We start from the raw sequence: 26,019 nt of genomic DNA on the forward strand, positions 1-26,019 counted from the left end.
GCCGCCCGCACAAGGCAGTTTTCCTTGCCGGGCGCGTGCTTTAAGCTTACCGGCATCAGACACGCTGGCTTCCGGGGGGATCGCAGTGCACCGCTACGACAGATATGTCCTGTCGCAATACCTGCTGTTCTTCGGTTTCTTCGCGCTGATCCTGGTCATCGTGTTCTGGATCAACCGTGCAGTCAGCCTGTTCGACCGGCTGATCGGCGATGGCCAGTCCGCGATGGTGTTCCTTGAGTTCACCGCGCTGATCCTGCCGACGCTGATCCGCACGGTAATGCCGATTTCCGTGTTCGTGGCAGCCGCTTACGTGACGAACCGGCTGATGCGCGAAAGCGAGATGACGGTGATGCAGGCGACCGGTTCCAGCCCGTGGCGGCTGGCGCGGCCGGCGCTGGCGCTGGGGCTGACGGCCGCGCTGATGATGGCGATCCTGACGAACGTACTGCGCCCGGCCTCGATCACCCAGCTGGAGCTCCGCGAGGCCGAAGTGGCCCAGAACGTCACCGCCAGCCTTCTGAAGGCCGGCACCTTCCTGCATCCCGCCGGCGGCGTGACGGTCTACATCCGCGAGATCGCACCCGATGGCACGCTCCGCGATCTGTACCTGTCGGACCGCCGCGATCCGAACGAGGGTCAGACCTACACGTCGGCCCAGGCCTACCTCGTGCGCGAAGGCCAGCGGGCCAGCCTTGTGATGGTCGATGGCACGGCCCAGCAGCTTGCCACCGCGACAGGCACGCTTTCGACGACGCGGTTTGCCGATTTCTCCTACGACATCACGTCGCTGGTCACGCAGGACCGCCAGACCTCTTTCGATCTGAGGGGCGTCTCCACCCCCGCGCTGATCTGGGACCGGGACGAGATCCTGGCGCAGGAGGGCATGAGCCTTGGCAGGCTGGTCGAGGAACTGCACCAGCGGTTCGCCTGGGCCACGGTCTGCGTGGCCGTGGCGCTGGTGGGGTTTGCGACGCTGACGCTGGGCGGCTATTCGCGGTTCGGGCAATGGCCGCAGGCGCTGGGGGGCTTCGTGATCCTGATCGGGCTGGAGATCCTGCGCGGGATGGTCGCGCCGCCGGTCGTCCGGTCGCCCGACCTGTGGCCGCTCCTGTACCTGCCGACGCTCGCCGGGGTGATGATCGCGTCGCTTTTCCTTGCGCTCGCCGGGCGCCCGGTCAGAGTGCTGCTGGCGGGGATATGGCCACCCTCCCGCGACGGAAGGGCTGACGCCGCATGACGCTGGATTTCTACTTCGCGCGCCGCTACAGCCAGAGCTTCCTGATGGTGGCCGGGGTGTTCTTCATCCTGATCCTGCTGGTGGAGCTGTTCGAACAACTGCGCCGGTTCCAGGACGCCGATATCGGGCTTGCCAAGCTTCTGCAGCTGTCGCTGCTGCGCACGCCGCAATCGATGAGCGACATCATCCCGCTGCTGGTCATCCTGTCCTCGATCCTGCTGTTCGTCGGGCTGGCGCGGACGAGCGAGCTTGTCGTCACCCGGGCCGCGGGCCGGTCGGGCATCCGCGCGCTGGTGGCGCCTGTCGCCATGACCGCCGTGATCGGCGGGCTGGCCGTGACCACGCTGAACCCGATCGCCGCGGCCACCGCGCAGCGCTATGACGAACTGTCCGACCGCTACCGCCACGGAGAGGCCGCCGCGACGCTTTCGCTTTCTGGCGAGGGCCTCTGGCTGCGGCAGGGCGGGATCGAGGAAGGGCAATCGGTCATCCACGCCCTGCGCGTCGCCCCCGACGCGCGGACGCTCAGCGACGTGTCGATCCTGACCTATGCGCCGCGCGGCGGACCGGTGCGCCGGATCCGGGCGGAAAGCGCCACGCTGGACAATGGCGAATGGCACCTGACGCGTGGTAAGACGTGGCCGCTTGGCCCCGACACAAGCCCGGAATTCGACAGCCAGACCTTCACGTCGATGACCATCCCCACGACGCTGACGGCGACTCAGATCCTCGACACCATCGGCCAGACCGCCGGCACCTCCGTCTACGCGCTGCCCCAGAAGATCCGGCAGCTGCGCGAGGCAGGCTTCTCCGCCACCCGGTTCGAGGTCACCTACCAGTCGGAACTGGCGCGGCCGCTTTTCCTTGTCGCCATGGTGCTGGTGGGCGCGGCCTTCACCATGCGCCATGTCCGTTTCGGCGGGACGGGCGTGGCGGTGCTGGCGTCCGTCCTTCTGGGCTTCGCGCTCTACTTCATGCGCAACTTCGCGCAGGTACTGGGCGAAAACGGCCAGCTGCCCGTCACCCTGGCCGCCTGGGCGCCGCCGGTCGCGGCGGTGATGCTGACGGCGGGCCTTCTTCTGTACGCGGAGGACGGATGACGCCCCCTGCGACTGCCCCGGCCCACCCGCTTGCCCTGCGTCTCCTGGCCACTTTCGTCCTGACGGTCTGGGCGGTGCTGGCCCATGCGCAGGACGCGCCCATGGGCGCGGGCCCGGCGATCCTCGTGGCCGACCGGATCTACCTCGTGAACTCCGACACGCTGGTCGCCGAAGGCAATGTCGAGGCGTTCCACGACAGCACCCGCCTGCGCGCCGGCAAGATCAGCTACGACCGCACGACCGAGAGGCTTTCTATCGAGGGTCCGATTCGCATCGACCGGGGCGAAGGCACGCTGGTGCTGGCCGACCGGGCCGAACTGGACAGCGATCTGGAAACCGGGCTGCTGGTCGGCGCGCGGCTGGTGCTGAACCAGCAGCTGCAAATGGCCTCGCAACAGATGAAGCGGGTCGGCGGGCGCTATACCCAGCTCTACAAGTCCGCCGTGACCGCCTGCCGCGTCTGCGAGACCGGCCGCGCGCCGCTCTGGCAGATCCGGGCGCGCAAGGTGATCCACGACCAGCAGGAACGGCAGATCTATTTCGAAAACGCGACCTTCCGCATTCTCGACGTGCCGGTCTTCTACTTCCCGCGCCTGCGCCTGCCCGATCCCAGTGTCAAACGCGCCCGCGGCTTTTTGATCCCGGAACTGCGCAGCACGACCGAACTGGGCGTGGGCCTGCGCCTGCCCTATTTCATCCCGCTGGGCGACAGCGCGGACGTGACGCTTTACCCCTACCTGTCGCCGCAGACCCGCACGCTGGGCGCGCGCTACCGGCAGGCACTGGAACGGGGCGAGCTGTTCTTCGAAGGCGCGCTTTCGAAGGATGACATCATCCCCGGCAAGCTGCGCGGCTACCTGTTCGGCTACGGGCAGTTCTTCCTCGATCGCGACTGGTCGGTCGATTTCGACATCAAGACGGTCAGCGACAATGCTTACCTCCTGAACTACGGCCTGCCCGATTACGACCGGCTGCGCAGCGAGGTGGGGCTGCAACGGATCCAGCGCGACAACATGTTCCGGGCCGAGCTGAACTACTTCAAGTCGCTCCGCGACAACGAGCTTGAAACCCAGCAGCCGACCTTCGTGACCGATGCGTTCTATGTCCAGCGGTTCGTGCCCGCACAGATCGGTGGCGAATTCCGTTTCATGGCCGATATCCACAGCCACGGCCGCGCCTCGCGCGAGGACATGGTCGGCCGCGACGTGGCGCGCACGACGCTCGACATGGTGTGGAAGAAGGACTGGATCCTGAGGGGCGGCTACCGCAGCACGCTGGATATCGGCGCCAGCACCGACAATTTCGGCATCACCGACGACAGTGCCTTTCCCCAGCACGTCTCGCGCACGACGCCGCGGATGGCGCTGGGAGTCTCCCGGCCGATGACGCGAACGACGCAGACCGGGGCGGTGCAGTATCTTGAACCCATCGTGCAGCTGGGCTGGGCCAACCTTTTCGGCGGCAACGTCCCCAACGAGGAAAGCCGGTTCGTCGAATTCGACCGCGGCAACCTGATCTCGCTCTCCCGCTTTCCCGCGCCCGACCGCCGCGAACATGCGCCGACATTCGTGTACGGCGCGACCGCGGCCCACTACGCCCCGTCGGGGCTGGAGCTGTGGGGCGCCGCGGGCCAGGTGCTGCGCGAACCCGAGGATGCGGATTTCACCCCGACCTCGGGCCTCGAAGGCACGGTGTCGGATCTGCTTCTTGCGGGCGAGGCCGTGATCAACAACCGTCTGTGGCTGAACGGACGGACGTTGCTGAACACCGATCTGTCCGTCTCGAAGGCCGAACTTCGCGGGCGCTGGACATCGTCGCGAACGGCGCTTGTCGGTTCCTACCTGTGGCTGGGCGCCGATCCCGAGGAAGAGCGCCTTGATACCACCTCCGAGATCTGGTTCGACGGTAGCTACGCGGTGCGGCCGGGCTGGACCGCAAATGCAAACATGCGATATGACGTAACCGAAGATACCCCGACCTCGTTGGGCGTTGGGCTGATCTACAGCAACGAATGCGTGGAACTCGACCTTTCGCTCAGCCGACGCTATACGACCACCGCCTCCGTCGATCCGTCGACGTCCTTCGGCATCAATGTCCGGCTGGGCGGTTTCGCCGTTCAAAACAGCAATTACAGGCGTACATGTTCTTGATCCTGACCCCTGCCCGCCGCACCGGCGCTTACGCATTTCTCATCGCCGCGGTGTTCGCGTTGTTCGGTGCGACCTCTGCCATGGCAAACGGGCTGTTTTTGCCCGCGGTGATCGTCAACGACGACGTGATCACCAATTACGAAATCCAGCAGCGCTCGCGCCTGCTGGCGCTTCTGCGCGCCCCCGGCAGTTCCGAAAAGGAAGCCCGCGAGTCGCTGCTGGAAGACCGGCTGCGCCAGCAGGCGATGCGGCAATACGGCCTGACCCTGGCCGAGGCCGACGTGACCCAGGGCATCGACGATTTCGCCCAGCGGGCCAACCTGTCGGGCGAAGAGCTTCTGAACGCGCTGGAGGAAAACGGCGTCGCGCGCGAAACCATGCGCGACTACGTAACCGTGAACCTTGGCTGGACAGAGCTTGTGCGCGGCCTCTTCCTTGAGACTGCCCGCCCCTCCATGGCCGAAATCGACCGGGCGCTTGGCCTTGCCGGCACCACCGGCGGCGTGCGCGTTCTGCTGTCGGAAATCATCATCCCGATCACCGCACAGACCGCCGAGGAGGTCGACGCGCTGGCCGGGCAATTGGCAGAGATCGACAGTGTCGGCGAGTTTTCGGCGGCGGCGCAACGCTATTCCGCGGCGCAGACGGCTCAGGATGGCGGCCGGATGCCGTGGATCGACCTGAACCGCCTGCCGCCGCAATTGCGCCCGATCATCCTGTCGCTGTCGCCCGGGCAGGTTTCCGACCCGCTGGGGCTCGAAGGGGCCGTCGCACTCTTCCAGATGCGCGACATCCAGGAGATCGCCGCCCAGAGCCCAAGCTATTCCGCCATCGAATTCGCCACGCTCGCCCTGCCCGGCGGCCGTACGGCCGACACGCTGGCCCGCGCACAGGCGATCAAGGCACGGGTGTCGGAATGCACAGATCTTTATGGCGAAGCCCTGGGCATGCCGGAAGAGGCTCTGCAGATCCGCAGCATGGCACCGTCCGAGATCCCGCAGGACATCTCGATCGAACTGGCGCAGCTGGACGATGGCGAAAGCTCCTATGAACTGACGCGCAACAACGGGCAGACGTTGCTGTTCGTGATGCTCTGCTCCCGCACGGCCGAGGCCAACAAGGACGCGACCCGGGAACAGGTCGCACAGGCCCTGACGGTGCAGCGACTGGAAGCGGCATCGCGCGGGTTCATCGACCAGCTGAAGGCCGACGCGATCATCGTCTACAAATGACGGCCCCCATCGCCCTGACCTGCGGCGAACCGTCCGGCATCGGCCCCGAAATCGCCGTCGCAGCCTGGGCCGCGCTGCCGCGGCCCTGCCCCTTCGTCTGGATCGGCGACCCGCGCCATCTGCCCGAAGGCACGCCGGTGACGGAACTTGCGTCGCCTGCCGCAATGGACAGCGACCCGCCGGATCGCTTCCCGGTTCTCCGGCACGACTTCGCCGCGCCGGCGGTGCCCGGCCAGCCCGATCCCGCGAACGCGGCCGGCGTGATCGCCGTGATCGAACGCGCGGTGGCGCTTGCGCAATCGGGCGAAGCCTCGGCCGTGTGCACGGCGCCCATCCACAAGAAGGCGCTCATTGACGGCGCCAATTTCGCCTATCCCGGCCATACCGAATTCCTTGCCGCATTGGGCAGCGCCCCCCGCGCCGTGATGATGCTGGCCAGCGACCAGCTGCGCGTGGTGCCCGCGACGATCCACATCGCGTTGCAGGACGTGCCCGCGGCGCTGACGCCCGCGCTGCTGCGGGACACGATCGAGATCACGGCCAAAGGCCTGCGCGACCAGTTCGGAATCGCCCGGCCCCGGATCGCCGTGGCGGGGCTGAACCCCCATGCCGGCGAAGGCGGCGCCATGGGGCGGCAGGAACTTGACTGGATCAACGATCTGGTGGCCGAGATGCAGGCCGAAGGCCATGCGCTGACCGGTCCGCACCCGGCGGACACGCTGTTTCATGCCGCGGCCCGTGCCCGCTATGACGCGGCGGTGGCGATGTATCACGATCAGGCGCTTATCCCGATCAAGACACTGGATTTCGACCGGGGCGTGAACGTCACGCTGGGCCTGCCCTTCATCCGAACCTCGCCCGATCACGGCACCGCCTTCGACATCGCGGGCAAGGGGCTTGCGAACCCGACAAGCCTGATCGAGGCCCTGAAACTGGCGCAGCGCATGGCTGCGTCCCGGAGCACCACCTCGTGAGCGCCATCGACGCCCTCCCGCCCCTGCGCGCGGTGATCGCCGAACACGGGCTGTCGGCCCGCAAGTCGCTGGGCCAGAACTTCCTGCTGGATCTGAACCTGACCGCCAAGATCGCGCGGCAGGCCGGGCCCCTGGCGGAATCGGACATCCTGGAAATCGGCCCCGGCCCCGGCGGGCTGACCCGCGGGCTGCTGTCGGAAGGCGCGCGCCGCGTCGTGGCCGTGGAAAAGGACAGCCGCTGCATCCCCGCGCTGCAACAGATCGCCGAAGCCTATCCCGGCCGGCTGGAGATCGTCGAAGGCGATGCGCTGGCCCTTGACGTGAAGGCTCTGCTGACGCCGCCCATCCGCGTCGCGGCCAACCTGCCGTATAATATCGGAACCGAACTGCTGGTGCGCTGGCTGACGCCGCCGGAATGGCCGCCCTACTGGGAAAGCCTGACGCTGATGTTCCAGCGCGAAGTGGCCGAACGGATCGTTGCCAAGCCCGGATCGAAGGCCTACGGACGGCTGGCCCTTCTGGCGCAGTGGCGGTCGACCGCGCGGATCGCGCTCGTGCTCCCGCCCGAAGCGTTTACCCCACCGCCCAAGATTTCAAGCGCGGTGGTCCACCTGGAAGCCCTGCCGGAGCCGCGTTTTCCCGCCGACCCGGCGGTCCTGTCCCGCACGGTCGCTGCCGCCTTCAACCAGCGCCGCAAGATGCTGCGCGCCAGCCTGAAGGGCCTGGCCCCGGATATCGAGGACAGGCTGCTGGCATCGGGCATCAAGCCCACGGAACGGGCCGAACAGGTCTCGCTGGAACAGTTCTGCACGCTGGCGCGCAATCTGGCGGAATAGGCCCATAAACGAAAATCGCCCCGAAAACGGGGCGATTGAAGTGTCTGGCGATGTGGTGTCAGGCGCCCGAGGCGGTTACTCGGCGGCCTTGGTGGCCGGATCGGTCTGGATCTCACCGGTTTCCGCGGGGCCTGAGGCCTCGACATCCTTGCCCTTGTTCAGGGACACGACGTCGGCCGAGCCCTGGTCGGCCCCCTTGTCGCCAGCGGCATCCGCCTTGGGCTTGCGCGGCGCCCGCGTACGCGGCTTGCGCGCGGGCTTGGGGGCGGATTCGGGCGTTTCGACAAGGTTGTTGTCGCTGCCCTGGTTTTCCCCGTCGACCACGTCGAGCCCGGTGGACGCATCGCGCGCGCCCGAGTTGTCGCGCCCTTGATCGCGCCCCTGGGAGCCATCGCGCCCGGAGGATGCGTCGCGATCGTCCTGCCCGGACTGGTCGTCACCCGATTTCTGCTGGTCACGGTCCTGGCGCTGCGGACGGTCGGTGCTGCGATCCCGTTCGGCCTGGCGTTCGCGGTTCTGCCGCTCCTGCTCTTCGCGCTTGGCGTCCTGTTCACGCTGAGCTTCGCTCAGCATGCGCAGGTAATGTTCGGCGTGTTGCTGGAAGTTTTCCGTGGCAACACGGTCATTGGCCAGCTGCGCATCGCGGGCCAGCTGGTTGTACTTGTCGATTATCTGCTGCGGCGTGCCGCGCACTTTGCCTTCGGGGCCGTTGCTGTCAAACACCCGGTTGACGACGTTGCCGCCACCTGAAGGACGGTTGCGGTTCGACTTCGACCGCGTGCGTGATTTGGACGATCTCATATCGCTGATTTGAGCCTTGTCTTCGCTGTCGTTTTATCCGGGTGCGCCTCATCCGTGCGCCTTGCCGGTTCGTCGACTTTTTCTGGCTTGATGTCGCATGGTGCCCGGGTGATCGAAAGGATCGTTAGCCCCCGGCAGCCTGTCGCTGCGACTTCCACGGATTAAACATGAGACGGGCACGCTTACAAGTGGCTGAATGGCGATTTTTCGCGTTTTTTCGTGTCAATTGCCCGTAACACGCAAGATCTTGTTAGATATTTCGTCGCCCGAGCACCACCCGGTCGCGTCCGTCCATGTCCGGGATCACCTCGATACCCGCCAGATAGGCAGCCTCCATCAGTGCTGCAACAGCCGCGCCCTGGGTCGGTCCGATCTCGACGATCAGCCGCCCGCCGGGTTCCAGCCTTCGGGGCGCGCCTGCGATGATGATCCGGTAGGCTCCCAGACCATCGCCGAAATCCGTAAGCGCCTCGGCAGGTTCGAAATTCTTCACCTCGGGTTGAAGATCCTCCATTTCGTCATGTGCGAGGTATGGCGGGTTGGAAACGATCAGGTCGTAGCTGCGGTCGATGGTCCCGTACCAGTCCATCTGCTGGATCTGCGCCCGCCAGGTCAGCCCGTGCCGGACGATGTTGGCGGAGGCCTGCAGGCAGGCCGCTTCGCTGACATCGACCCCCAGCCCCACGGCATCGGGACGTTCGGCCAGAAGTGTGGCCAGAATGCATCCGGACCCGGTTCCCAGGTCGAGAATCCGCAGGAACGGCTCCGCCAGCGCGGCCTCGATCAGGATCTCCGTTTCGGGCCGCGGGTCGAGCACATCGCGGTTGATGTTGAAGGGACGTCCGTAGAACTGACGCTCCCCCACGATCTGGGACACGGGAATCCGGGTCTCGCGCATCTCGATGAAGCGGTCGAAGCGTTCGGCGATGACCGGGTCCATCTCCTCGGGCGCGATCAGGGTTATGCGGGCGGCATCCGTCTGGGCCGCGAAGGCCAGAAGCCTGCGTGCGTCGCGCACCGGATCGGCCACGCCCGCCTCCCGCAAGCGCGACGCGGCGCGGGCAAGGGCCTCTCCGGCGGTCATGTGCCGTGCCCCATCTCGGCCAGCATCGTCGATTGCGCATCGGCGGTCAGCGCATCAATGACCTCGTCCAGGTCGCCCTGCATCACCTGGTCCAGCTTGTAGAGCGTCAGGTTGATGCGATGGTCCGTCATGCGGCCCTGCGGGAAGTTGTAGGTGCGAATCCGCTCCGACCGGTCGCCCGACCCAACCTGCGCCGCCCGGCTGGCGGAGCGTTCGCTGTCGGCTTTATGGCGTTCCAGATCGTAGAGCTTCGTGCGCAGGACCTGCATCGCGATCTCGCGGTTACGGTGCTGGGATTTCTCGGAACTGGTGACGACAATGCCCGACGGCATGTGCGTGATACGCACGGCGGAATCGGTCGTGTTCACGTGCTGGCCACCTGCGCCCGACGACCGCATCGTGTCGATCCGGATGTCGTTTTGCGATATCTCGATATCCACGTCCTGCGCTTCGGGAAGCACCGCGACCGTGGCCGCAGACGTATGAATCCGCCCGCCGCTTTCCGTCGTCGGCACCCGCTGCACCCGGTGCACGCCGCTTTCGTATTTCAGCCGGGCAAAGACGTTCTCACCGCTGATATGGGCCACCACTTCCTTGATCCCGCCAAGTTCGGTCGCCTGTTCCTCGACGATCTCCAGCTTCCAGCCCCGTCCTTCGGCATAGCGCTGGTACATGCGCAGAAGGTCACCCGCGAACAGCGCCGCCTCCTCTCCGCCCGTGCCGGGCCGGATCTCCAGCATTGCCGGGCGGGCGTCGGCCTCGTCCTTGGGCAGAAGCGCCAGTTGCAGGTCGTGCTCTGCCTCGGGCAGGCGCGCGCGAAGGATCGGCAGTTCTTCCTCTGCCAGTTCCTTCATGTCGGGGTCGGCCAGCATTTCCTGCGCATCGGCCAGGTCGGCACGCAGTTGCCGCCAGAGCGCGATCTGTTCGACCACCGGCTTCAGGTCGGAATATTCCTTGGCCAGGGCCGCGATCTCGCTGCCGCTGGCCGCCGCCATCGCCGCTTCGAGATACTCGAAACGCTGGGTGATCTGGTCGAGTCGGTCTGTCGGGATCATTGGCGGTCATTCCGATATCGCGGGGCTTTGGTCAAGCACCCGCCCGTGCTAGCATAGACGCATGATACGTATCATCGCCTTAATCACGCTTAGTGCAGCGCCCGCCATGGCCGATGTCATCGGCCCCGGCGGAAAGGTGCAGGATTGCTATTGCACCGACAAGCAGGGCGAACGGATCGAGCTGGGCGAATATTCCTGCCTGCAGGTCGATGGGCGGATGTTCATGGCGCAATGCCAGATGTCGCTGAACGTGCCGATGTGGCGCGAGATTCGCGAAGGCTGCCTGTCGTCAGAGGTCCAGCCGGTCGATCCAGCCATCGACGCGGGCACGGTTGACGCCCATATCTGACGCGCCAAAGCGCAGCCGGCCCCAGATCTTCAGCATGTCGCCGTCCTGTTGGGCGGTTGTGTAATCCGGGAAACCCATCACCTTCGTCCGCGTGATCCACGTGATCCGCCCGTCTTCGACCGATCCGGCCAGCCGTTCGGTGCGCGGCGTGTCCATCGCAATCCGGTCCAGCCGCGCCAGCCCGTCCGGCCCGGTCTCGACGATTCGTTTCACGCCGTCGGGAAGATCCTCGTCCGACGTGAATTCCAGTCGCACGTTCCAGCGCGCCGGGTCGCTGGGGGCCAGCCGGATATAGCCCGCCCCGACCACGGCCAGCACAATGACGACGAACAGGATCATCAGGATCGTTCTCATGCCCGGGTCCACATTCCTTGGCCCGCCAAACAGGGGGGCCTTCCTTCCCGACGCGGGTCGCGTCGGGATCAGCATGCCCGGACGGGGGTCGGAAACCGCTGCGTCCGGTCGTCGCTGTGCCTATTTGGGCGGGGTGGGATGGTGGTGGTATTCGACATGGGGCAGCACGCACAGCATCTCGAACATCAGGTTCGCCGCCGTCATCGCCGTGGTGCCCGCCGTGTCATAGGGGGGCGAGACCTCCACCAGGTCGCAGCCCTTAATGTAGATGCCGCGAAGCGCGTGGATCAACTCGATCGCCTGGGCCGAGGTCAGCCCGCCGATCTCGGGCGTGCCTGTACCCGGGGCGAAGGCCGGATCGAGCGCCGCGATATCGAAGCTGAGGTAGACGGGCTTGCGCGCCACGTCCCGGCGAATCTCCGACCCCAGGGGCCCAAGATCGCGGTTCCAAAGCGCGTTGGCCTGGAAATGCTGGAACCCCCATGACCGCGCCTCGGCAAAATCCGTCACGGCATAGCCCGAGCCGCGGACAGCGATCTGGTAGGTCTTGTCGGGGATCAGCAGCCCTTCCTCGTAGGCGCGGCGGAAGACGGTGCCGTGGGTTTCGCGTTCCCCGAACATCTCGTCGCTCACCTCCGGGTGGGCATCGACGTGGATCACCGCCATCGGCCCGTGCTTCTTCGCCATGGCCCGCAGGATCGGCAGCGTCATCGAATGATCGCCCCCCATTGCCATCGGCACCACGTCATTGGCCAGAATCGCGTCATAGCTTTCCTCGATGATCTTCAGCGTCTGCGGCAGGGAGAACGTGTTGATCGCCAGGTCACCGATATCGGCGATGTTCAGGCTTTCGAACGGCGCCGCGCCCGTCAGCATGTTGAAGGGCCGGATCATGGCGCTTTCGGCGCGGATCTGCTTGGGCCCGAACCGAGTGCCCGACCGCCAGGACGTCCCGATATCCGTCGGGATGCCAAGGAACGCCACGTCCAGCCCGTCAAGGCTGGTGGCCTGCGGCAGACGCATGAACGTCCCCGGCCCGGAAAACCGGGCCAGGTCATTGCCGCTGATCGGTTGGTTCTTTGAACTCATACTCTAAGTCTCGCTGCGATAAGCTGGATGATCTCGGTCGCGACATGGGCGCCGGCAATCGCCGTGGCCCCCGTCGTGTCGAAGGGCGGCGACACCTCGACCACGTCGCCACCCTTGATGTTGATCCCCGCCAGATCGCGCAACATCGCTGCCGCCTGCCAGCTGGCCAACCCGCCCCAGACAGGCGTGCCGGTGCCGGGCGCGAATGCCGGATCCAGCGCGTCGATGTCGAAGGTCAGGTAGACAGGATGATCGCCCACGATCTCCTTCGCTTTCGCGACGACGGCGGCGGTGCCTTTTTCGTGCACCTCGCGCGCGTCGATGGTGTGAACGCCCAGCGGATCGGGGTTGTGGGTGCGGATGCCGATCTGAACCGACCGCGCCGGATCCACGACGCCGGTCTTAACCGCCTTGTAGAACATCGTGCCGTGATCGATCCGGTCCATATCGTCGTCCGCCCAGGTGTCAGAATGCGCGTCAAAGTGAATCAATGACATTGCGCCGTACTTTTCGGCGAAAGCGTTAAGAATTGGGTAACTGACATAATGATCGCCGCCGAGTGCGACACAGGCGGCACCCGCGCCCAGGATTCCGGCGATATGGTCGGTCAGCGCACGCGGGAATACGGGGACGTTGGCATAGTCGAAGGCAAGGTCGCCGTAGTCGACGACGGTAAATTCCTCCAGCGCGTCGAAATCCCAGCCATAGGGCATGTCGGGCGCCTGAAGGGCCGACGCCTCGCGGACCGCGCGGGGGCCCAGCCGCGTACCGGGGCGGTTGGTCACGGCCTGATCGAAGGGCACGCCGGTCACGGCGATATCCGCGCCGGTCAGGTCCTTCGTGTACTGGCAGCGCAGGAACGATGTGGCGCCGCCAAAGGTGTTCTCGAACACCCGTCCTTTCGGGTCGGTGCGGGCAAAAGCCTGATCCACCTGAGTTTTTGCATCTTCCAAGGCCATGAGGGCAGACGTCCTTTCGAGCGTCGGGGTGGGCGGGTGGGCGACGGTCGAAAGGACGTCTGCCCGCGCGGCCCACGCAGGTCAAAACAGTACGGGACGACCGGCCGGGACTGGACTTCCAGCCCCCCGTGCGGTCAGGTCGGCACCGTCCCCATACCAGACACCGGGAGGTTCCCTGCCGCAATGCTCAACCGCGATCCGATCCACGAAATGGACGACGGCATGGACCGTCTTCTGGAAATCATGCGCCGGTTGCGGGATCCCGAAACCGGGTGCCCGTGGGACATCGAACAGGACTACGCCTCGATCGCGCCCTACACGATCGAGGAAGCCTACGAAGTCGCCGACGCGATCGAGCGCGAGGCCTGGGACGAACTGGAAGGCGAACTGGGCGATCTGCTGCTGCAGGCCGTCTACCACACCCAGATGGGTGCCGAGGACGGACGGTTCACCTTTCAGTCTGTCGTCAAGACGATCTCCGACAAGATGATCGCCCGGCATCCGCATGTCTTCGGCACCGAATCCCGCGACAAGTCGGCCCAGCAGCAGACCGCCGACTGGGAGAAGATCAAGGCCGCGGAACGGGCCGGAAAGGAACAGAAAGGCGCGCTTGATGGCGTGGCCGGGAACCTGCCCGCCCTTCTGCGCGCCTACAAGCTGCAACGCCGCGCCGCGCGGGTGGGGTTCGACTGGCCGTCCTCGGACCAGGTGCTGGCCAAGATCGTCGAGGAAGCCCGCGAGTTGGAAGAGGCCCGCGACAGCCTCGGCCCCGAAGAGATCGAGGAGGAATTCGGCGATCTCCTCTTCGTGATGGTGAACCTTGGCCGTCATCTGGGCGTCGAGCCGGAACAGGCGCTGCGGCGGACCAACGCCAAGTTCACCCGCCGCTTCGAAGGCGTCGAGGCGAAGCTGGGCGAAATGGGCAAGGCGCCCGGTGACAGCACGCTGGAAGAGATGGACGCGCTCTGGGACATTGTGAAGGCCGAGGAGAAAGCCGCGAAGGGGTAAGGGAATTCCCGGCGGCCCGGCGGGTGGCCCGCGGACGGTGCGTGGAAACCACGCACCCTACGTCGCCGCCCAAACCAATCGGTGACCGGGAACCACGGCCAACGCCGAACCCGTAGGGTGCGTGGTTTCCACGCACCGTTCCCCGCCCCCGTCGCTGACATCGCCCCCACCCCATGCCGCCCACTGGACAGCACCCCGTCCGCACGACACTCTGCGCCCAAATCCTACGGAGGCCCCCATGTCCCCCCAGAAAATCATCATCGACACCGATCCCGGCCAGGACGACGCGGTCGCCATCCTGCTGGCGCTGGCCAGCCCGGAGGAGCTCGACGTGCTGGGCATCACCGCCGTCGCCGGGAACGTGCCCTTGAGCCTCACGTCCAAGAACGCCCGCATCATCTGCGAACTGGCGGGCAAGACCGATGTGAAGGTCTTCGCAGGCTGCGACGCGCCGCTGGAACGGCCGCTGATCACCGCCGAACATGTCCACGGCAAGACCGGCCTCGACGGCCCCACCCTGCCCGATCCGGCGATGCCGCTGACCGATGGACACGCCGTCGACTTCATCATCGATACGTTCCGCAGCCATGAGGCGGGCACCGTGACGCTCTGCACGCTGGGGCCGCTGACCAACGTCGCCGTGGCGCTCCAGCGCGCGCCCGATATCGCGGAGAAGATCCAGCGCGTCGTGATGATGGGCGGCGCCTATTTCGAGGTCGGCAACATCACCCCCACCGCCGAGTTCAACATCTATGTCGACCCGGAGGCCGCGAAACTGGTCTTCGCCGCGGGCATCCCGATCACCGTCCTGCCGCTCGACGTGACGCACAAGGCGCTGGTGACGACCGAGCGCAACGACGCCTTCCGCGCGCTGGGATCTGCCGCGGGTATCGCGGTGGCGGAAATGACCGACTTCTTCGAACGCTTCGACAAGGAGAAATACGGCTCCAACGGTGCGCCCCTGCACGACCCATGCGTCATCGCGTGGCTGCTGAAGCCCGACATCTTCTCGGGCCGCGAGATCAACGTCGAGATCGAGACCGGATCGGCGCTGACCCTGGGCATGACCGTCGCGGACTGGTGGCGCGTGTCGGGCCGCCCGGCCAACGCGCTTTTCATCGGCGATATCGATGCCAATGCGTTCTTCACGCTGCTGACCGAGCGGCTGGCGCGGTACTGAGCCCGCCCTCGCGACGTTGCCGAAGCGCAAACCCGTGTTACTCTCGCCGAGGCGCCCGCTTCACATGGTGGACGGCGCCGGACCGGATAAACGGCTTCAGGAGACATCCAGGATGCGCACGATCTTTCTTCTGTCGGCGACCGCCGCCGTCTTTGCCACGGCCGGCGCGGCCAGCGAATCGTCCGACATTGCCAGCCACAAAAGCAGCGTCGCCACGGCGCTGGCCGACCTTGGCGTCAGCAGGCTGGTCGCGCTCGAATGCATGGCCAGCATGCCCGACCACGTCTGGCTGGGCTCGACCCTGACCAAGGAACAGGGCGCGGCCGACAAGAAGGCGATGTACGACTGCGTGAAAAAGCACAATCCGGACCTGTCGGAGGAGAAATTCGACGAGGCCGTTTCGCTGTTCCGGTAGGGTTGCTGACCCTCCCGCCGGCTCGATCAACAATGCCGGGCTGATGTATTTCTGTACTATCCTGGCGCCGCTGACCCCGATCATCGGCTTTGATCCGGGACGATCCGCATCGGAAGAATCCAGATTTTCTCGTGTTTTCATATTCTTGCGGGGTGCTTCTCATGGCGCTCGCCGATAATGTAAAAAACTTTCACATCAGCCCTTGCAAGAGGGCCCCCAAATCCCGATCTTGGTGATGTGAAAGGCATTCACATACCGCCCCCAAGCGGAACCGGATGCCCACCACATCCAATGTCACCTGATCCGGAGACCATAGTGCAATGACCACGACGACAACCAACGTCACCACCCAGGCCTACGGCTGGTTCAGCCGGACCGAAGCCTGGCTCGACCACAAGGGCAAGGGCGCCTGGATTGCGCTCATGGTCCTGGGCTTCATCTTCTTCTGGCCCGTGGGCCTCGCCATTCTCGCCTACATGATCTGGAGCAAACGCATGTTCAGCCACAACAAGCACCACAATCACAACAGCGCTGGCTGGGGTGGATGCGGGCGCCGGCATGGACAGTTCCGGTCGACCGGCAACTCTGCCTTCGACAGCTACAAGGACGAAACCCTGCGCCGTCTCGAACAGGAGCAGCAGGATTTCGAATCCTTCCTGGGCCGTCTGCGCGACGCCAAGGACAAGGCCGAGTTCGACCAGTTCATGGACGAACGCTCCCGCGTGGCCCGTGCGCCGCAGTCGGACGACGACACCCCGTCCGACGACGCGCCCAAGGCCTGAGCCGTCAGCGCATCGCCCTGACCGGGCCTTCACGCCCTCGCCCATGGCGGGGGCGTTTCACGTCCCGCCCCCGTTTTGGGGGGATGCAATCCGCACACGCCGAACCTATCTTCGACATCGCGTCTGCAATGGCCCATAAGCGGCAGACATACTGACAGGACCATTTACATGAACACCCTTCCCGATCCCGATCTGGCCCCGGAATTCTATGCCGGGACGACCTCGAAGCGTTTCCTGGCGTGGATCGTCGATGTCGTGCTGATCTTCATTGTCAGCGGCCTGCTGGTGCTTTTCACCTTCTTCCTGGGCGCGCTGATCTGGCCGGTTCTGTACCTGGCCGTGGCCTTCATCTACCGCACGCTGACGCTGGCCAACGGGTCGGCCACGTGGGGCATGCGCTTCGCCGGCGTCGAACTGCGCGACCGGTTTGGCCACAAGTTCGATTTCGGCACGGCATTGCTGCATACGCTGGGCTACCTGATCTCGGTCTCGATCCCGATCATCCAGGTCGTTTCGGTCGTGGTCATGATCGGCTCGCAGCGTGGACAGGGCCTGACCGACATGCTTCTGGGCACCGCCGCCGTGAACCGGCGCGTCGCGTGACCCTGCCGTTGGCAACCATGCCGCACAAGGCCCCTTGGCAGCCGAAAGTGGCAGCGTTAGCATTCGGTTTACACTGAATCTGGACGACCGATGCGCCACACCCTTCCCATAGCGCCGCAGTTCTACGTCACGGCGCCGCAGCCCTGCCCCTATATCGAGGGGCGGATGGAGCGGAAGCTGTTCACCGCGCTGCAAGGCGAGAACGCCGACCGCCTGAACAACGCCCTGTCGCAGCAGGGGTTCCGGCGGTCGCAGAACGTGCTGTACCGCCCGTCCTGCGCGGAATGTTCGGCCTGCCTGTCGGCCCGGATAGACGTGCGCGACTTCAAGCCGTCGCGCAGCCAGCGCCGGGCCACGAACCGCAACAGCCATCTTGGCCGCCGCGTGACATCGCCATGGGCCACCGACGCGCAATACCAGCTTTTCCGCCGCTACCTGGACACGCGCCACGCCGATGGCGGGATGGCCGACATGGATGTCTATGAATTCGCCGCGATGATCGAGGAAACCCCGATCCGCAGCCGCGTGGTGGAATATTCCGACGACGGGGAACTGGTGGGCGTCAGCCTGACCGACGTGCTCGAAGACGGGGTGAGCATGGTCTATTCCTTCTACGAACCCGACCTGCAGGCACAAAGCCTTGGCACCTACATGATCCTCGATCACATCCGGATCGCGCAGGAAAGCGGGCTGCCTTACGTCTACCTTGGCTACTGGGTGCCGGGCAGCCAGAAGATGGGCTACAAGGCCAAGTTCTCCGCGCTCGAGGTCTACCACGGCGGGGGCTGGCAGAAGGTTCGCAAGCCCGAGGATTACAAGGCCGAGCTGCACCCCCTGTCGACCGATCCGATTGCCGAACAGGTCGCCAACATCCACCTGCCCGACCGCCGCCCCACTAAGGTCCGCTCGAAAGGGTGAAGGCCGATATCGGGCTTGACCCCGCCGCGCCGGAACAGCATCACGGGGCGCGCGCGCCGAAGGCGGGGATGGGCATGCCTAAGAACTTTCACGGAAACGATCTGGATTGGCAGGACTGCAAGTTCCTGTTCATCTTCTGCCCCAACAATTCCGGCACGACGATCCTGTCCCAGTACATCGCCAGCCAGCTGGACGCCTACCTGCCGCCGTTCGGCAATTTCGAAGGCCAGATGGCGCCAGGCGTGAAGCCGATGATGCGTCTGAACGCCTGGGACGAGACACGGGAATTCGACTGGTTGTTTATCCGCACCCGTTGGGAAGCCCTGGCCAAGGGCAGGCTGTTCGTCGAGGCCTCGCCCCCCAACCTTCTGCGGCCCCGTGCCATTGTACGATACTTCGGCGACGACGCGACCGCCGTCACCAGCCTGAGCGATCCCTACCAGCACACGGCCTCGTGCCTGCGCCGCTACGGGAAGCCGGGCACCAAGGTGGGCGGGATCGTTCGCAGCTGGGTGATCAAGGCCAAAGCCATCAGCGGGATTCGCGGGGACTGGCCCCATTTCCCGTTCCTGCCCTACGAACGCTTCGTGGCGCAGCCCCGTTCGGTCAACGATGCGCTGTCCCTGCCCGTGCGGCCCTTCGAGGGCCCAGGCAAGAAGGGCTCGGATGCGGAGGGCATTCAGGACCTGTCACCGCGCACCACCGCCTTTCTGGAACCGGACGAGATCGACCGCGTGACGGAATTGCTGACCCCGCACGCCGGTCTGCTGGAGCCTTTCGGCTACAGGCTGTGGGAAGGTCACGCGCTTCACACCTCGCTGGAAGAGCGGACACCGCAGGAGTTCGCAAAGGGCCGCGACCGGCGGAACGCCTGGAACGAGGGTGCCGCGCCGGCCTGACGCGGAACCCAGTGCGGTCTATGCCACCGATACCGACAAAACCGGCACCGGAAACACCCGGTGCCGGAGCGCGCGTCAGCGCGGGATCATGTCGGGAATGATCGTCACGATGCCCGGGAACAGCCACAGGATCATCAGCCCCAGAACCTGGATACCCACGAAGGGGATGATGCCCCGGTAGATGTGGGTCGTCGTCACTTCCTTGGGCGCCACGCCGCGCAGGTAGAACAGCGCGAAGCCGAACGGTGGCGTCAGGAACGATGTCTGCAGGTTCACCGCGATCATGATGGTCACCCATTTCGGATCGAAGGACCCGCCATAGATCACCGGCCCCACGATCGGGATGACGATGTAGATGATTTCAAGGAAATCCAGTACGAAGCCCAGCACAAAGAGCACCAGCATCACGATCAGGAAGACCTTGAACTCGTTGTCGAAGCTCATCAGGAAGTCCTGAATGTACTCCTCTCCCCCGAATGAGATCACGACGAGGTTCAGCAATTGCGAGCCGATCAGGATCGTGAAGACCATCGACGTGACCTTGGCTGTCTCTCGCACCACCGGGCCCAGCACGCTTGTGCGCAAGAGCGTCCACAGTGCAAACAGCAGCCCGAAGAACGCGTACAGGTACGCCGCAAGGGCCACGATGTAGGCCACCCAGGTTTCGAAGGTGACGACCTCCTGGTTGATGCGCAGGTCGAAATTGGCGCCCAGCAGGATCATGATCGCGATGGCGAAGGTCGAGTTGATGATGATCTTGCCGGACTTGTCTTCGTCCTTCAGCCGCCGGTAAGCCGCCAGCATGATCGCACCAGCAGCGCCAAGGGCCGCGGCCGGCGTCGGGTTGGTGATCCCGCCCAGGATCGAGCCCAGGACCGCCACGATCAGCACCAGCGGCGGGAAGACGACGCGCAGCAGATCGTTCTGCGCCATCCGTTTCGCTGCCGCGACGATGCCGATCAGGGCTATGATCGCAGGGATCGCCATGATCATCACCGTCGCCCCTGCCAAAGTGACGGGCGTGATGAACAGCACATCGACCAATAGCAGCAGCACAAGGCCGAAGGCGCCCACGATCAGCGGCCGCGGATCGGCCAGCGCCATCACGCCGCGGCCGGTGGCCAGCACCAGCGCCCCGATGATGAAAAGCGTCGCGATGCCCGGCCCGATCGGGGGGGCATCGGCGATGTTCGCCAGCCGCGCCTCGATCACTTCTTCCTCGTTCAGGTCGACAACGGTCGACCCGCCGCCGGTGGCGTTGATCTGCTCCTGCTCGGCCACGGCGCGGTCCCAGGCCTCCTGGCCATGGAGTTCGATCATCGACGCCTGACATTCCGGCCCGACATTCGTGCGCAGGCTGGCCGAGCGCAGGGTTTCGGTGTGGCTGTTGACCGACACGTCCTGGCTCCCGACAAGGTTCACTTGCGCGGCAAGGAAAAGCGCGCCGAACAGGATCACGGGCGCGCCCACGAACCACGCCAGAGCGTCCTGCCGCATGATCACCGGGCCGGTGCCCGGTTCCGACATGACTGGCGGTGCCTTCGACGGGTTCAGGAAGGCATAACCCAGGGCATAGAGGCCATAGAGCATCGCCAGCAGGATCCCCGGCAGCATCGCTGCCTGGAACAGCGTACCGACCGACACGACCGCAGGCTTGCCCAGATAGGTCAGCGCGTCGGTACAGCCCGCCGCGGTCGCCCGCGCTTCCTGCGCGGTGGCGTAAAGGTCACCGGCCAGCGTGCCCAGCAGAACGATAACGATGGACGGCGGAATGATCTGTCCCAGCGTGCCGGAGGCCGCGATGACCCCCGTCGCCAGTTCGGGCGAGTAGTTATTACGCAGCATCGTAGGCAGCGACAAAAGACCCATGGTCACGACCGTCGCGCCGACGATACCCGTCGATGCCGCAAGGAACGCGCCCACGACAACGACCGAAACCGCCAGACCGCCCGGCATCGGCCCGAAGACGCGGGCCATTGTGGTCAGCAGGTCTTCGGCGATTTTCGACCGTTCCAGCGTGATGCCCATCATCACGAACATCAGGACCGCCAGCAGCGTCTCGATCGACTGGCCGGCCAGAACACGTTCGTTCATCCGGTTGACGATGAAGGAAATGTTGCGATCCAGCGCGGTTTCCCAGCCCTGCGGGAAGACAGGGTAGCCTACCCGTGGCAAGTCAGGGTTTCGGAATATCGTTATACTGTTGGGATTTGTCCCTGAATTCACAAGGTCCCTGTAGGCCTGTGACCCGGTATCGATCGCCTGGTGTATCAACAGCCCCGATTCATCGAGCCCGGCGATGATCGCGAAGGAAATGACCGCGGCCCCGCCGATGGCGAAGGCGACCGGAAAGCCCGAAAGAATTGCGCCGAACAGGCACAGAAAGACGATGATCAGGCCGATCTCGACGCCGTCCAAACCGAAAATCATGCACCCGTCCCCTTAAAATTCGGCGTGGTCATAAGCTTCTTCGCCCGGCTCGATCATGTCGCGATCGAGATAGCGGCCCTCGCTTTCGGGGCCTTCGCGCCATTCAAGGAACGAGCGATAGAAGAAGGCGATACCGTGGATCAGCACCATGCCGGCGAAGCCCAGAAGCAGGATCTTGAACAGGAAGTACCCGTTGAACCCGTTGGGCGAGAACGCGATGGTTTCGACGTTCCAGCGCAGCGCACGGGATTTCAGCAGCAGCCGGTCAAGCGTGTCCGACGCCGACGGCTTGGGCACCACCAGATGCCGCCACAGGAAGAACCATCCGTACATCCACGTGACCACGGCCACCGGGATCATGAAGAAGAGCGAGCCCAGCATGTCGATCACGCGCTTGGTGTGATAGCTGACATTGGCGTAGATCAGGTCGACCCTGACATGCCCGCCCTGCACGAAAGTGTAGGCCACGCAGAGGCACACGACCAAGGCGTTGTATAGCTTCAGCTCTTCCGAAAACCAGCCGACGGACTGGGTGAACCCCACCCCGAACGGCGCGATGGTCAGGTTCCCCATCCGGAAGACCGATTGCAGGAAGACCACCATAACCTGTTGCAGCACCATCAGAAGGCCCGCCCAGGCGAAGATGCGGCCCACCGTGTTGGCGAACCCTTCCAGCACCCGCACAGTACCCCACATGAAGCCGGGGCGAAGGAAGCCGATGATGGTGACGACAAGGAAGATATCGAAGATGACGAAGAAAAACTCGACCGATCCACCGTAGTAGATCACCCGCATGATCGCCTCTTTGTTGGACCAGTCCAGCCACGACGCCGGATGCGCCAGGGCCTGGAAGAGGTTCACGACCCCCAGGGCAAGCTGGGTGAAGAACCAGATTAATGCATCGATCATACGTCCCGTCCCCGAGATGCGAATTGGCCGCGCGCGATGTTACGCGCACGGCCCGTGTTGTGGGAGCTGCCCGGCTTACTGGGATTCCAGAACGCGGTTCCGCTGGGTGGTGTAGGCGCTGTCCGACTGCGACAGCCAGCCCGAGGATTCGCGCATCGACGCCTGGGCCGAGTCGTGGATCTTCTTGAAGATGTCGTCGTTCGTGTACTCTTCCAGCACCTCGATGGAGGCCGACCCGAACGCATCCCAGATGTCTTCCGAGAACGTCTCGATCTGCGTGCCGCCCGAGATCAGGCGCGACAGGGCCGGGCCGTTGTTCGCGATGAACTGGGCATAGTTGGCCTGGTGCGCTTCGCCCGAGGCGATCTCGATCGCCTTCTGCTGGGCCGGGGTCAGGCTGTCGAACACTTCCAGGTTGGTCGCAACCGAAAGCGCCGCGCCCGGCTCGTGGAAGCCGGCGGGGTAGTAGTACTGGCAGACTTCCTGCAGGCCCAGCTTTTCGTCCGACCACGGGCCGATCCATTCGGTCGCGTCCAGCGCGCCGGTCGACAGCGCCTGGTAGATCTCGCCACCCGGCACGTTCTGCACGGACGCGCCCAGTTTCGACAGCGCCTGGCCGCCAAGGCCGGGCATGCGGAACTTGAGACCCTTGAAGTCGTCGGCGGAATTCACCGGGTTACGGAACCAGCCGCCGCCCTGTGCACCGGTCTGCCCCGCAAGGTACGACTTGATGCCGAAAATCTCGCCCAGCTCGTGGTGCAGCGCCATGCCGTCCTGGCCGTAGTACCAGGTCATCATTTCGGGCGCGGTCATGCCGAAGGGCACGGCGGTGAAATAGGCGAATGCCGGGTGCTGACCGACGAAGTAGTAGTCGGCCCCGTGGTACATGTCAGCCTGACCCGCGGTCACGGCGTCGAATACCTCGAACGCGCCGACGAGTTCGCCGGCCGCCTTGGGCTCAACGGTGATCTGGCCATCGGTGAGGGCGGTGACGTTGTTAGCGACCCGCTCGACCGAATCCCACACACCTGCAAGCCCGCGGGGCCAGGTGGTGACCATGGTCAGGGTCCGGTTGCCTTGCGCATAGGCCGGCGCGGCCAGCGCGCCGCCAGTTGCGGCGGCGGTTCCGCCGATGGCGGACGTCTTCAGAAAGGAACGGCGATCCATTGTTTGTCTACTCCTCCGCTAGGATTCACTTTTTGGTTCGACCCGCGGATCAATGCGGGCCCGGTGTGAATGGACGCACCCTAGCGGCAGTGGCCCGGCCTTGAACAGTGCGAACTGCCCGGTCCTTGCCCTTTCCCGTCGGGGAAAGTGGAAATTGCAGGGCGACCATTAATCCGATCCGTAGTTCTACGTATCCGCCGCGCGAAATTGTGACCATTTTGCAGCAGCTTGGCGCCCTTTCGGGCATGCCGCACCGCGGCAACGACAAGATCCGATTCGAACTGTTTCACAAATCTAACGAAGCCTCGCCAAAGGTATCTCAATTTAATTGGACCATCCAAAGCGATAGCGCTTTATGGGAATTGAATTCGCAATTCGGAAGGTTCGCCCTTCGCATGCCGATCGGTCCGCGCCCGATCGCGCCGGAGAATTGGCGCCCGGAACCTTCTTACGGAAGTTGCGTGAAGACCCCTGTTCGGCGCAACATTTGTCTGCCGATGGGTGTTTTCCGTGTTGACGCCACAGACATGCGCCCATAACGTCCGCCTCGCACGAAGGAGCCGGAAATGTCCGCACTAGTAGTAATCGTAGGACGAACGCGCATGGGCCGGTAACGGTTAACCATAATCCAACCCATGCGCCCCCGACATCCTCGGGGGTTTTTTTGTGCCGAAATGGCAAGTGTCGCAGATGGAGTAGACCCGATGACACGTGAGATGACCGGAGCGAGAATGGTGATCCAGGCCCTGAAGGATCAGGGTGTGGACACGGTATTCGGCTATCCTGGCGGCGCGGTACTACCGATTTACGACGAGATCTTTCAGCAAAACGAGATCCGCCATATCCTCGTTCGTCACGAACAGGGCGCCGTCCACGCCGCTGAAGGGTACGCACGATCCACCGGCAAGCCCGGCGTCGTTCTTGTGACATCCGGCCCCGGCGCCACCAACGCGGTGACCGGGCTGACCGACGCACTGCTGGATTCGATCCCGCTTGTCGTGCTCACGGGCCAGGTGCCGACCTTCATGATCGGCTCGGACGCGTTCCAGGAGGCCGATACCGTCGGCATCACCCGCCCCTGCACCAAGCACAACTGGCTGGTGAAGGACACCGACAAGCTGTCGGGCGTCATTCACGAGGCCTTCCATGTCGCCACCACCGGCCGTCCCGGCCCGGTACTGGTCGACATCCCCAAGGACGTCCAGTTCGCCACTGGCGCGTACAAGAAGCCCGCACCGGAGAAATCGACGTACAATCCGCAGGTTAAGGGCGACAATGAATCCATCGCCGAGCTGGTCGCGGCCATCGAGACCGCCAAGAAGCCTGTCTTCTATACCGGCGGCGGCGTGATCAATTCCGGCCCCGAAGCCTCGCGCCTGCTGCGCGAACTGGTGGAGGCGACCGGCATTCCCATCACCTCGACCCTGATGGGTCTTGGCGCCTACCCGGCGTCGGGCAAGCACTGGCTGGGCATGCTGGGGATGCACGGGCTCTACGAGGCCAACATGGCCATGCACGATTGCGACCTGCTGATCGCCATCGGGTCGCGCTTCGACGACCGGATCACCGGCAAGATCGACGCGTTCTCGCCCCGGTCGGTGAAAGCACATATCGATATCGACCCGTCGTCGATCAACAAGGTCGTCCGCTGCGACATCCCGATCGTGGGCGACGTGGCCACCGTGCTGGAAGAGGTCCTGTCGATCTGGAAGTCCCGCGGCTCCAAGACAAATGCCGAAGGCCTGACCCGCTGGCGCAGCAAGATCGCCGAATGGAAGAAGATCAACTGCCTCGCCTACAATGGCTCCACCAAGACGATCAAACCGCAATACGCGCTTGAGCGTCTGGAAGCCCTGACCAAGGACCGCGACCGTTACATCTGTACCGAAGTGGGCCAGCACCAGATGTGGGCGGCGCAGTTCCTGGGCTTCGAGGATCCGAACCGCTGGATGACCTCCGGTGGCCTCGGCACCATGGGCTATGGCTTCCCCGCGTCCATCGGCGTGCAGATCGCGCACCCGGAGGCGCTGGTCATCAACGTCGCCGGCGAAGCCTCGTGGCTGATGAACATGCAGGAGCTGGGAACGGTCACGCAGTTCGATCTGCCGGTGAAGCAGTTCATCCTGAACAACGAACGCCTGGGCATGGTCCGCCAGTGGCAGGAGCTTCTGCACGGCGAGCGCTATTCCCACAGCTGGTCGGAATCACTGCCCGATTTCGTGAAGCTGGCAGACGCGTTCGGCGCCAAGGGCATCCTGTGCAAGGATCCCGCCGATCTGGACGACGCGATCATGGAGATGCTGAACCACGACGGTCCGGTGATCTTCGATTGCCTCGTGGAAAAGCACGAAAACTGCTTCCCGATGATCCCGTCGGGCAAGGCGCACAACGAAATGCTGCTGGGCGAAGCCGATACCCAGGGCGTCATCGACAGCAAGGGCTCGGTGTTGGTCTGACGGCCGCACCACCCTCTCCGATTGCAGGAAAC

At 64.6% G+C, this 26,019-nt stretch carries 25 protein-coding genes; 16 read left to right on the forward strand and 9 right to left on the reverse strand.

Annotated features, from left to right (window positions below):
• The first annotated feature begins 85 nt into the window (after positions 1-85).
• From lptF to rsmA, 6 genes are read left to right on the forward strand one after another with little or no spacing between them, the layout of a single operon-like run.
• Positions 86-1,237 (forward strand): LPS export ABC transporter permease LptF, encoded by a 1,152-nt coding sequence (gene lptF, locus D4754_RS11245; RefSeq protein WP_121063570.1) that lies wholly within the window; start codon positions 86-88, stop codon positions 1,235-1,237.
• Entirely contained in the window at positions 1,234-2,337 is a 1,104-nt protein-coding gene (gene lptG, locus D4754_RS11250; RefSeq protein WP_121063572.1) for an LPS export ABC transporter permease LptG, read from the forward strand. The genes lptF and lptG overlap by 4 nt, the downstream gene beginning before the upstream one ends.
• Positions 2,334-4,487, forward strand: coding sequence for an LPS-assembly protein LptD (locus tag D4754_RS11255; RefSeq protein ID WP_121063574.1), 2,154 nt, complete (start codon positions 2,334-2,336; stop codon positions 4,485-4,487). The genes lptG and D4754_RS11255 overlap by 4 nt, the downstream gene beginning before the upstream one ends.
• Positions 4,478-5,719 carry a peptidylprolyl isomerase gene (locus D4754_RS11260; protein ID WP_121063576.1) on the forward strand — a complete coding sequence of 414 codons (1,242 nt, stop codon included), beginning with the start codon at positions 4,478-4,480 and terminating at the stop codon, positions 5,717-5,719. The genes D4754_RS11255 and D4754_RS11260 overlap by 10 nt, the downstream gene beginning before the upstream one ends.
• Positions 5,716-6,693, forward strand: coding sequence for a 4-hydroxythreonine-4-phosphate dehydrogenase PdxA (gene pdxA / locus D4754_RS11265; RefSeq protein ID WP_121063578.1), 978 nt, complete (start codon positions 5,716-5,718; stop codon positions 6,691-6,693). The genes D4754_RS11260 and pdxA overlap by 4 nt, the downstream gene beginning before the upstream one ends.
• A complete protein-coding gene (rsmA, locus tag D4754_RS11270) occupies positions 6,690-7,529 on the forward strand; it encodes a 16S rRNA (adenine(1518)-N(6)/adenine(1519)-N(6))-dimethyltransferase RsmA (protein ID WP_121063580.1) in 840 nt (279 codons plus the stop codon). Before pdxA ends, rsmA begins: the two co-directional genes overlap by 4 nt.
• Before the next feature lie 75 nt (positions 7,530-7,604).
• Here the strand turns inward: rsmA and D4754_RS11275 are convergent, their stop codons facing one another.
• The 3 genes from D4754_RS11275 to prfA all read right to left on the reverse strand — a co-directional run bounded on the left by D4754_RS11275 (position 7,605) and on the right by prfA (position 10,469).
• The gene (locus D4754_RS11275) at positions 7,605-8,330 is read right to left on the reverse strand and encodes a DUF4167 domain-containing protein (protein WP_121063582.1); all 726 of its coding nucleotides are present in this window, start codon (positions 8,328-8,330) and stop codon (positions 7,605-7,607) included.
• Between the two features lie 250 nt (positions 8,331-8,580).
• Complete coding sequence (prmC, locus tag D4754_RS11280; RefSeq protein WP_121063584.1) at positions 8,581-9,414, reverse strand: peptide chain release factor N(5)-glutamine methyltransferase; 834 nt, start codon at positions 9,412-9,414, stop codon at positions 8,581-8,583.
• Positions 9,411-10,469 (reverse strand): peptide chain release factor 1, encoded by a 1,059-nt coding sequence (gene prfA, locus D4754_RS11285; protein WP_121063586.1) that lies wholly within the window; start codon positions 10,467-10,469, stop codon positions 9,411-9,413. Before prfA ends, prmC begins: the two co-directional genes overlap by 4 nt.
• A gap of 61 nt (positions 10,470-10,530) precedes the next feature.
• Between prfA and D4754_RS11290 the strand changes: the two genes are divergently transcribed.
• Positions 10,531-10,818 carry a hypothetical protein gene (locus D4754_RS11290; protein ID WP_121063589.1) on the forward strand — a complete coding sequence of 96 codons (288 nt, stop codon included), beginning with the start codon at positions 10,531-10,533 and terminating at the stop codon, positions 10,816-10,818.
• Here D4754_RS11290 and D4754_RS11295 read toward each other — a convergent pair.
• The 3 genes from D4754_RS11295 to speB (D4754_RS11305) all read right to left on the reverse strand — a co-directional run bounded on the left by D4754_RS11295 (position 10,759) and on the right by speB (D4754_RS11305) (position 13,220).
• The gene (locus tag D4754_RS11295; RefSeq protein WP_163025886.1) at positions 10,759-11,172 is read right to left on the reverse strand and encodes a DUF1499 domain-containing protein; all 414 of its coding nucleotides are present in this window, start codon (positions 11,170-11,172) and stop codon (positions 10,759-10,761) included. The genes D4754_RS11290 and D4754_RS11295 overlap by 60 nt on opposite strands.
• A gap of 120 nt (positions 11,173-11,292) precedes the next feature.
• Entirely contained in the window at positions 11,293-12,261 is a 969-nt protein-coding gene (speB, locus tag D4754_RS11300; protein WP_121063591.1) for an agmatinase, read from the reverse strand.
• Positions 12,258-13,220, reverse strand: coding sequence for an agmatinase (speB, locus tag D4754_RS11305; RefSeq protein WP_121063592.1), 963 nt, complete (start codon positions 13,218-13,220; stop codon positions 12,258-12,260). The genes speB (D4754_RS11300) and speB (D4754_RS11305) overlap by 4 nt, the downstream gene beginning before the upstream one ends.
• A 183-nt stretch (positions 13,221-13,403) precedes the next feature.
• Here speB (D4754_RS11305) and mazG point away from each other — a divergent pair, with 183 nt between their 5' ends.
• From mazG to D4754_RS11340, 7 genes are all read left to right on the forward strand, one after another.
• Positions 13,404-14,228: a nucleoside triphosphate pyrophosphohydrolase gene (gene mazG / locus D4754_RS11310; RefSeq protein WP_121063594.1), complete on the forward strand. Its 825-nt coding sequence runs from the start codon at positions 13,404-13,406 to the stop codon at positions 14,226-14,228.
• 238 nt (positions 14,229-14,466) lie between these two features.
• Positions 14,467-15,408: a nucleoside hydrolase gene (locus D4754_RS11315; protein ID WP_121063596.1), complete on the forward strand. Its 942-nt coding sequence runs from the start codon at positions 14,467-14,469 to the stop codon at positions 15,406-15,408.
• Positions 15,409-15,520: 112 nt separating this feature from the next.
• Positions 15,521-15,823: a hypothetical protein gene (locus D4754_RS11320; protein WP_121063598.1), complete on the forward strand. Its 303-nt coding sequence runs from the start codon at positions 15,521-15,523 to the stop codon at positions 15,821-15,823.
• Between the two features lie 320 nt (positions 15,824-16,143).
• Positions 16,144-16,605: a DUF2852 domain-containing protein gene (locus D4754_RS11325; RefSeq protein WP_121063600.1), complete on the forward strand. Its 462-nt coding sequence runs from the start codon at positions 16,144-16,146 to the stop codon at positions 16,603-16,605.
• 168 nt (positions 16,606-16,773) lie between these two features.
• Positions 16,774-17,208 carry an RDD family protein gene (locus D4754_RS11330; protein ID WP_121063602.1) on the forward strand — a complete coding sequence of 145 codons (435 nt, stop codon included), beginning with the start codon at positions 16,774-16,776 and terminating at the stop codon, positions 17,206-17,208.
• 90 nt (positions 17,209-17,298) lie between these two features.
• Positions 17,299-18,126: an arginyltransferase gene (locus D4754_RS11335; protein ID WP_121063604.1), complete on the forward strand. Its 828-nt coding sequence runs from the start codon at positions 17,299-17,301 to the stop codon at positions 18,124-18,126.
• 74 nt (positions 18,127-18,200) lie between these two features.
• Positions 18,201-19,025: a hypothetical protein gene (locus D4754_RS11340; RefSeq protein WP_163025887.1), complete on the forward strand. Its 825-nt coding sequence runs from the start codon at positions 18,201-18,203 to the stop codon at positions 19,023-19,025.
• 75 nt (positions 19,026-19,100) lie between these two features.
• Here the strand turns inward: D4754_RS11340 and D4754_RS11345 are convergent, their stop codons facing one another.
• The 3 genes from D4754_RS11345 to D4754_RS11355 form a co-directional block, all read right to left on the reverse strand.
• Entirely contained in the window at positions 19,101-21,455 is a 2,355-nt protein-coding gene (locus D4754_RS11345; RefSeq protein WP_121063608.1) for a TRAP transporter large permease, read from the reverse strand.
• 12 nt (positions 21,456-21,467) lie between these two features.
• Positions 21,468-22,364 (reverse strand): TRAP transporter small permease subunit, encoded by an 897-nt coding sequence (locus D4754_RS11350; RefSeq protein WP_121063610.1) that lies wholly within the window; start codon positions 22,362-22,364, stop codon positions 21,468-21,470.
• A 75-nt stretch (positions 22,365-22,439) separates the two neighbouring features.
• Positions 22,440-23,531: a TRAP transporter substrate-binding protein gene (locus D4754_RS11355; protein ID WP_121063612.1), complete on the reverse strand. Its 1,092-nt coding sequence runs from the start codon at positions 23,529-23,531 to the stop codon at positions 22,440-22,442.
• A gap of 125 nt (positions 23,532-23,656) precedes the next feature.
• Here D4754_RS11355 and D4754_RS23965 point away from each other — a divergent pair, with 125 nt between their 5' ends.
• Together D4754_RS23965 and D4754_RS11360 are read left to right on the forward strand one after the other, a co-directional pair.
• Positions 23,657-24,070, forward strand: coding sequence for a hypothetical protein (locus D4754_RS23965; RefSeq protein ID WP_163025888.1), 414 nt, complete (start codon positions 23,657-23,659; stop codon positions 24,068-24,070).
• Positions 24,071-24,235: 165 nt separating this feature from the next.
• A complete protein-coding gene (locus D4754_RS11360) occupies positions 24,236-25,987 on the forward strand; it encodes an acetolactate synthase 3 large subunit (RefSeq protein WP_121063613.1) in 1,752 nt (583 codons plus the stop codon).
• Positions 25,988-26,019 lie beyond the last annotated feature (32 nt).

Source organism: Chachezhania antarctica (assembly GCF_003646465.1).
GTDB lineage: Bacteria > Pseudomonadota > Alphaproteobacteria > Rhodobacterales > Rhodobacteraceae > Chachezhania > Chachezhania antarctica.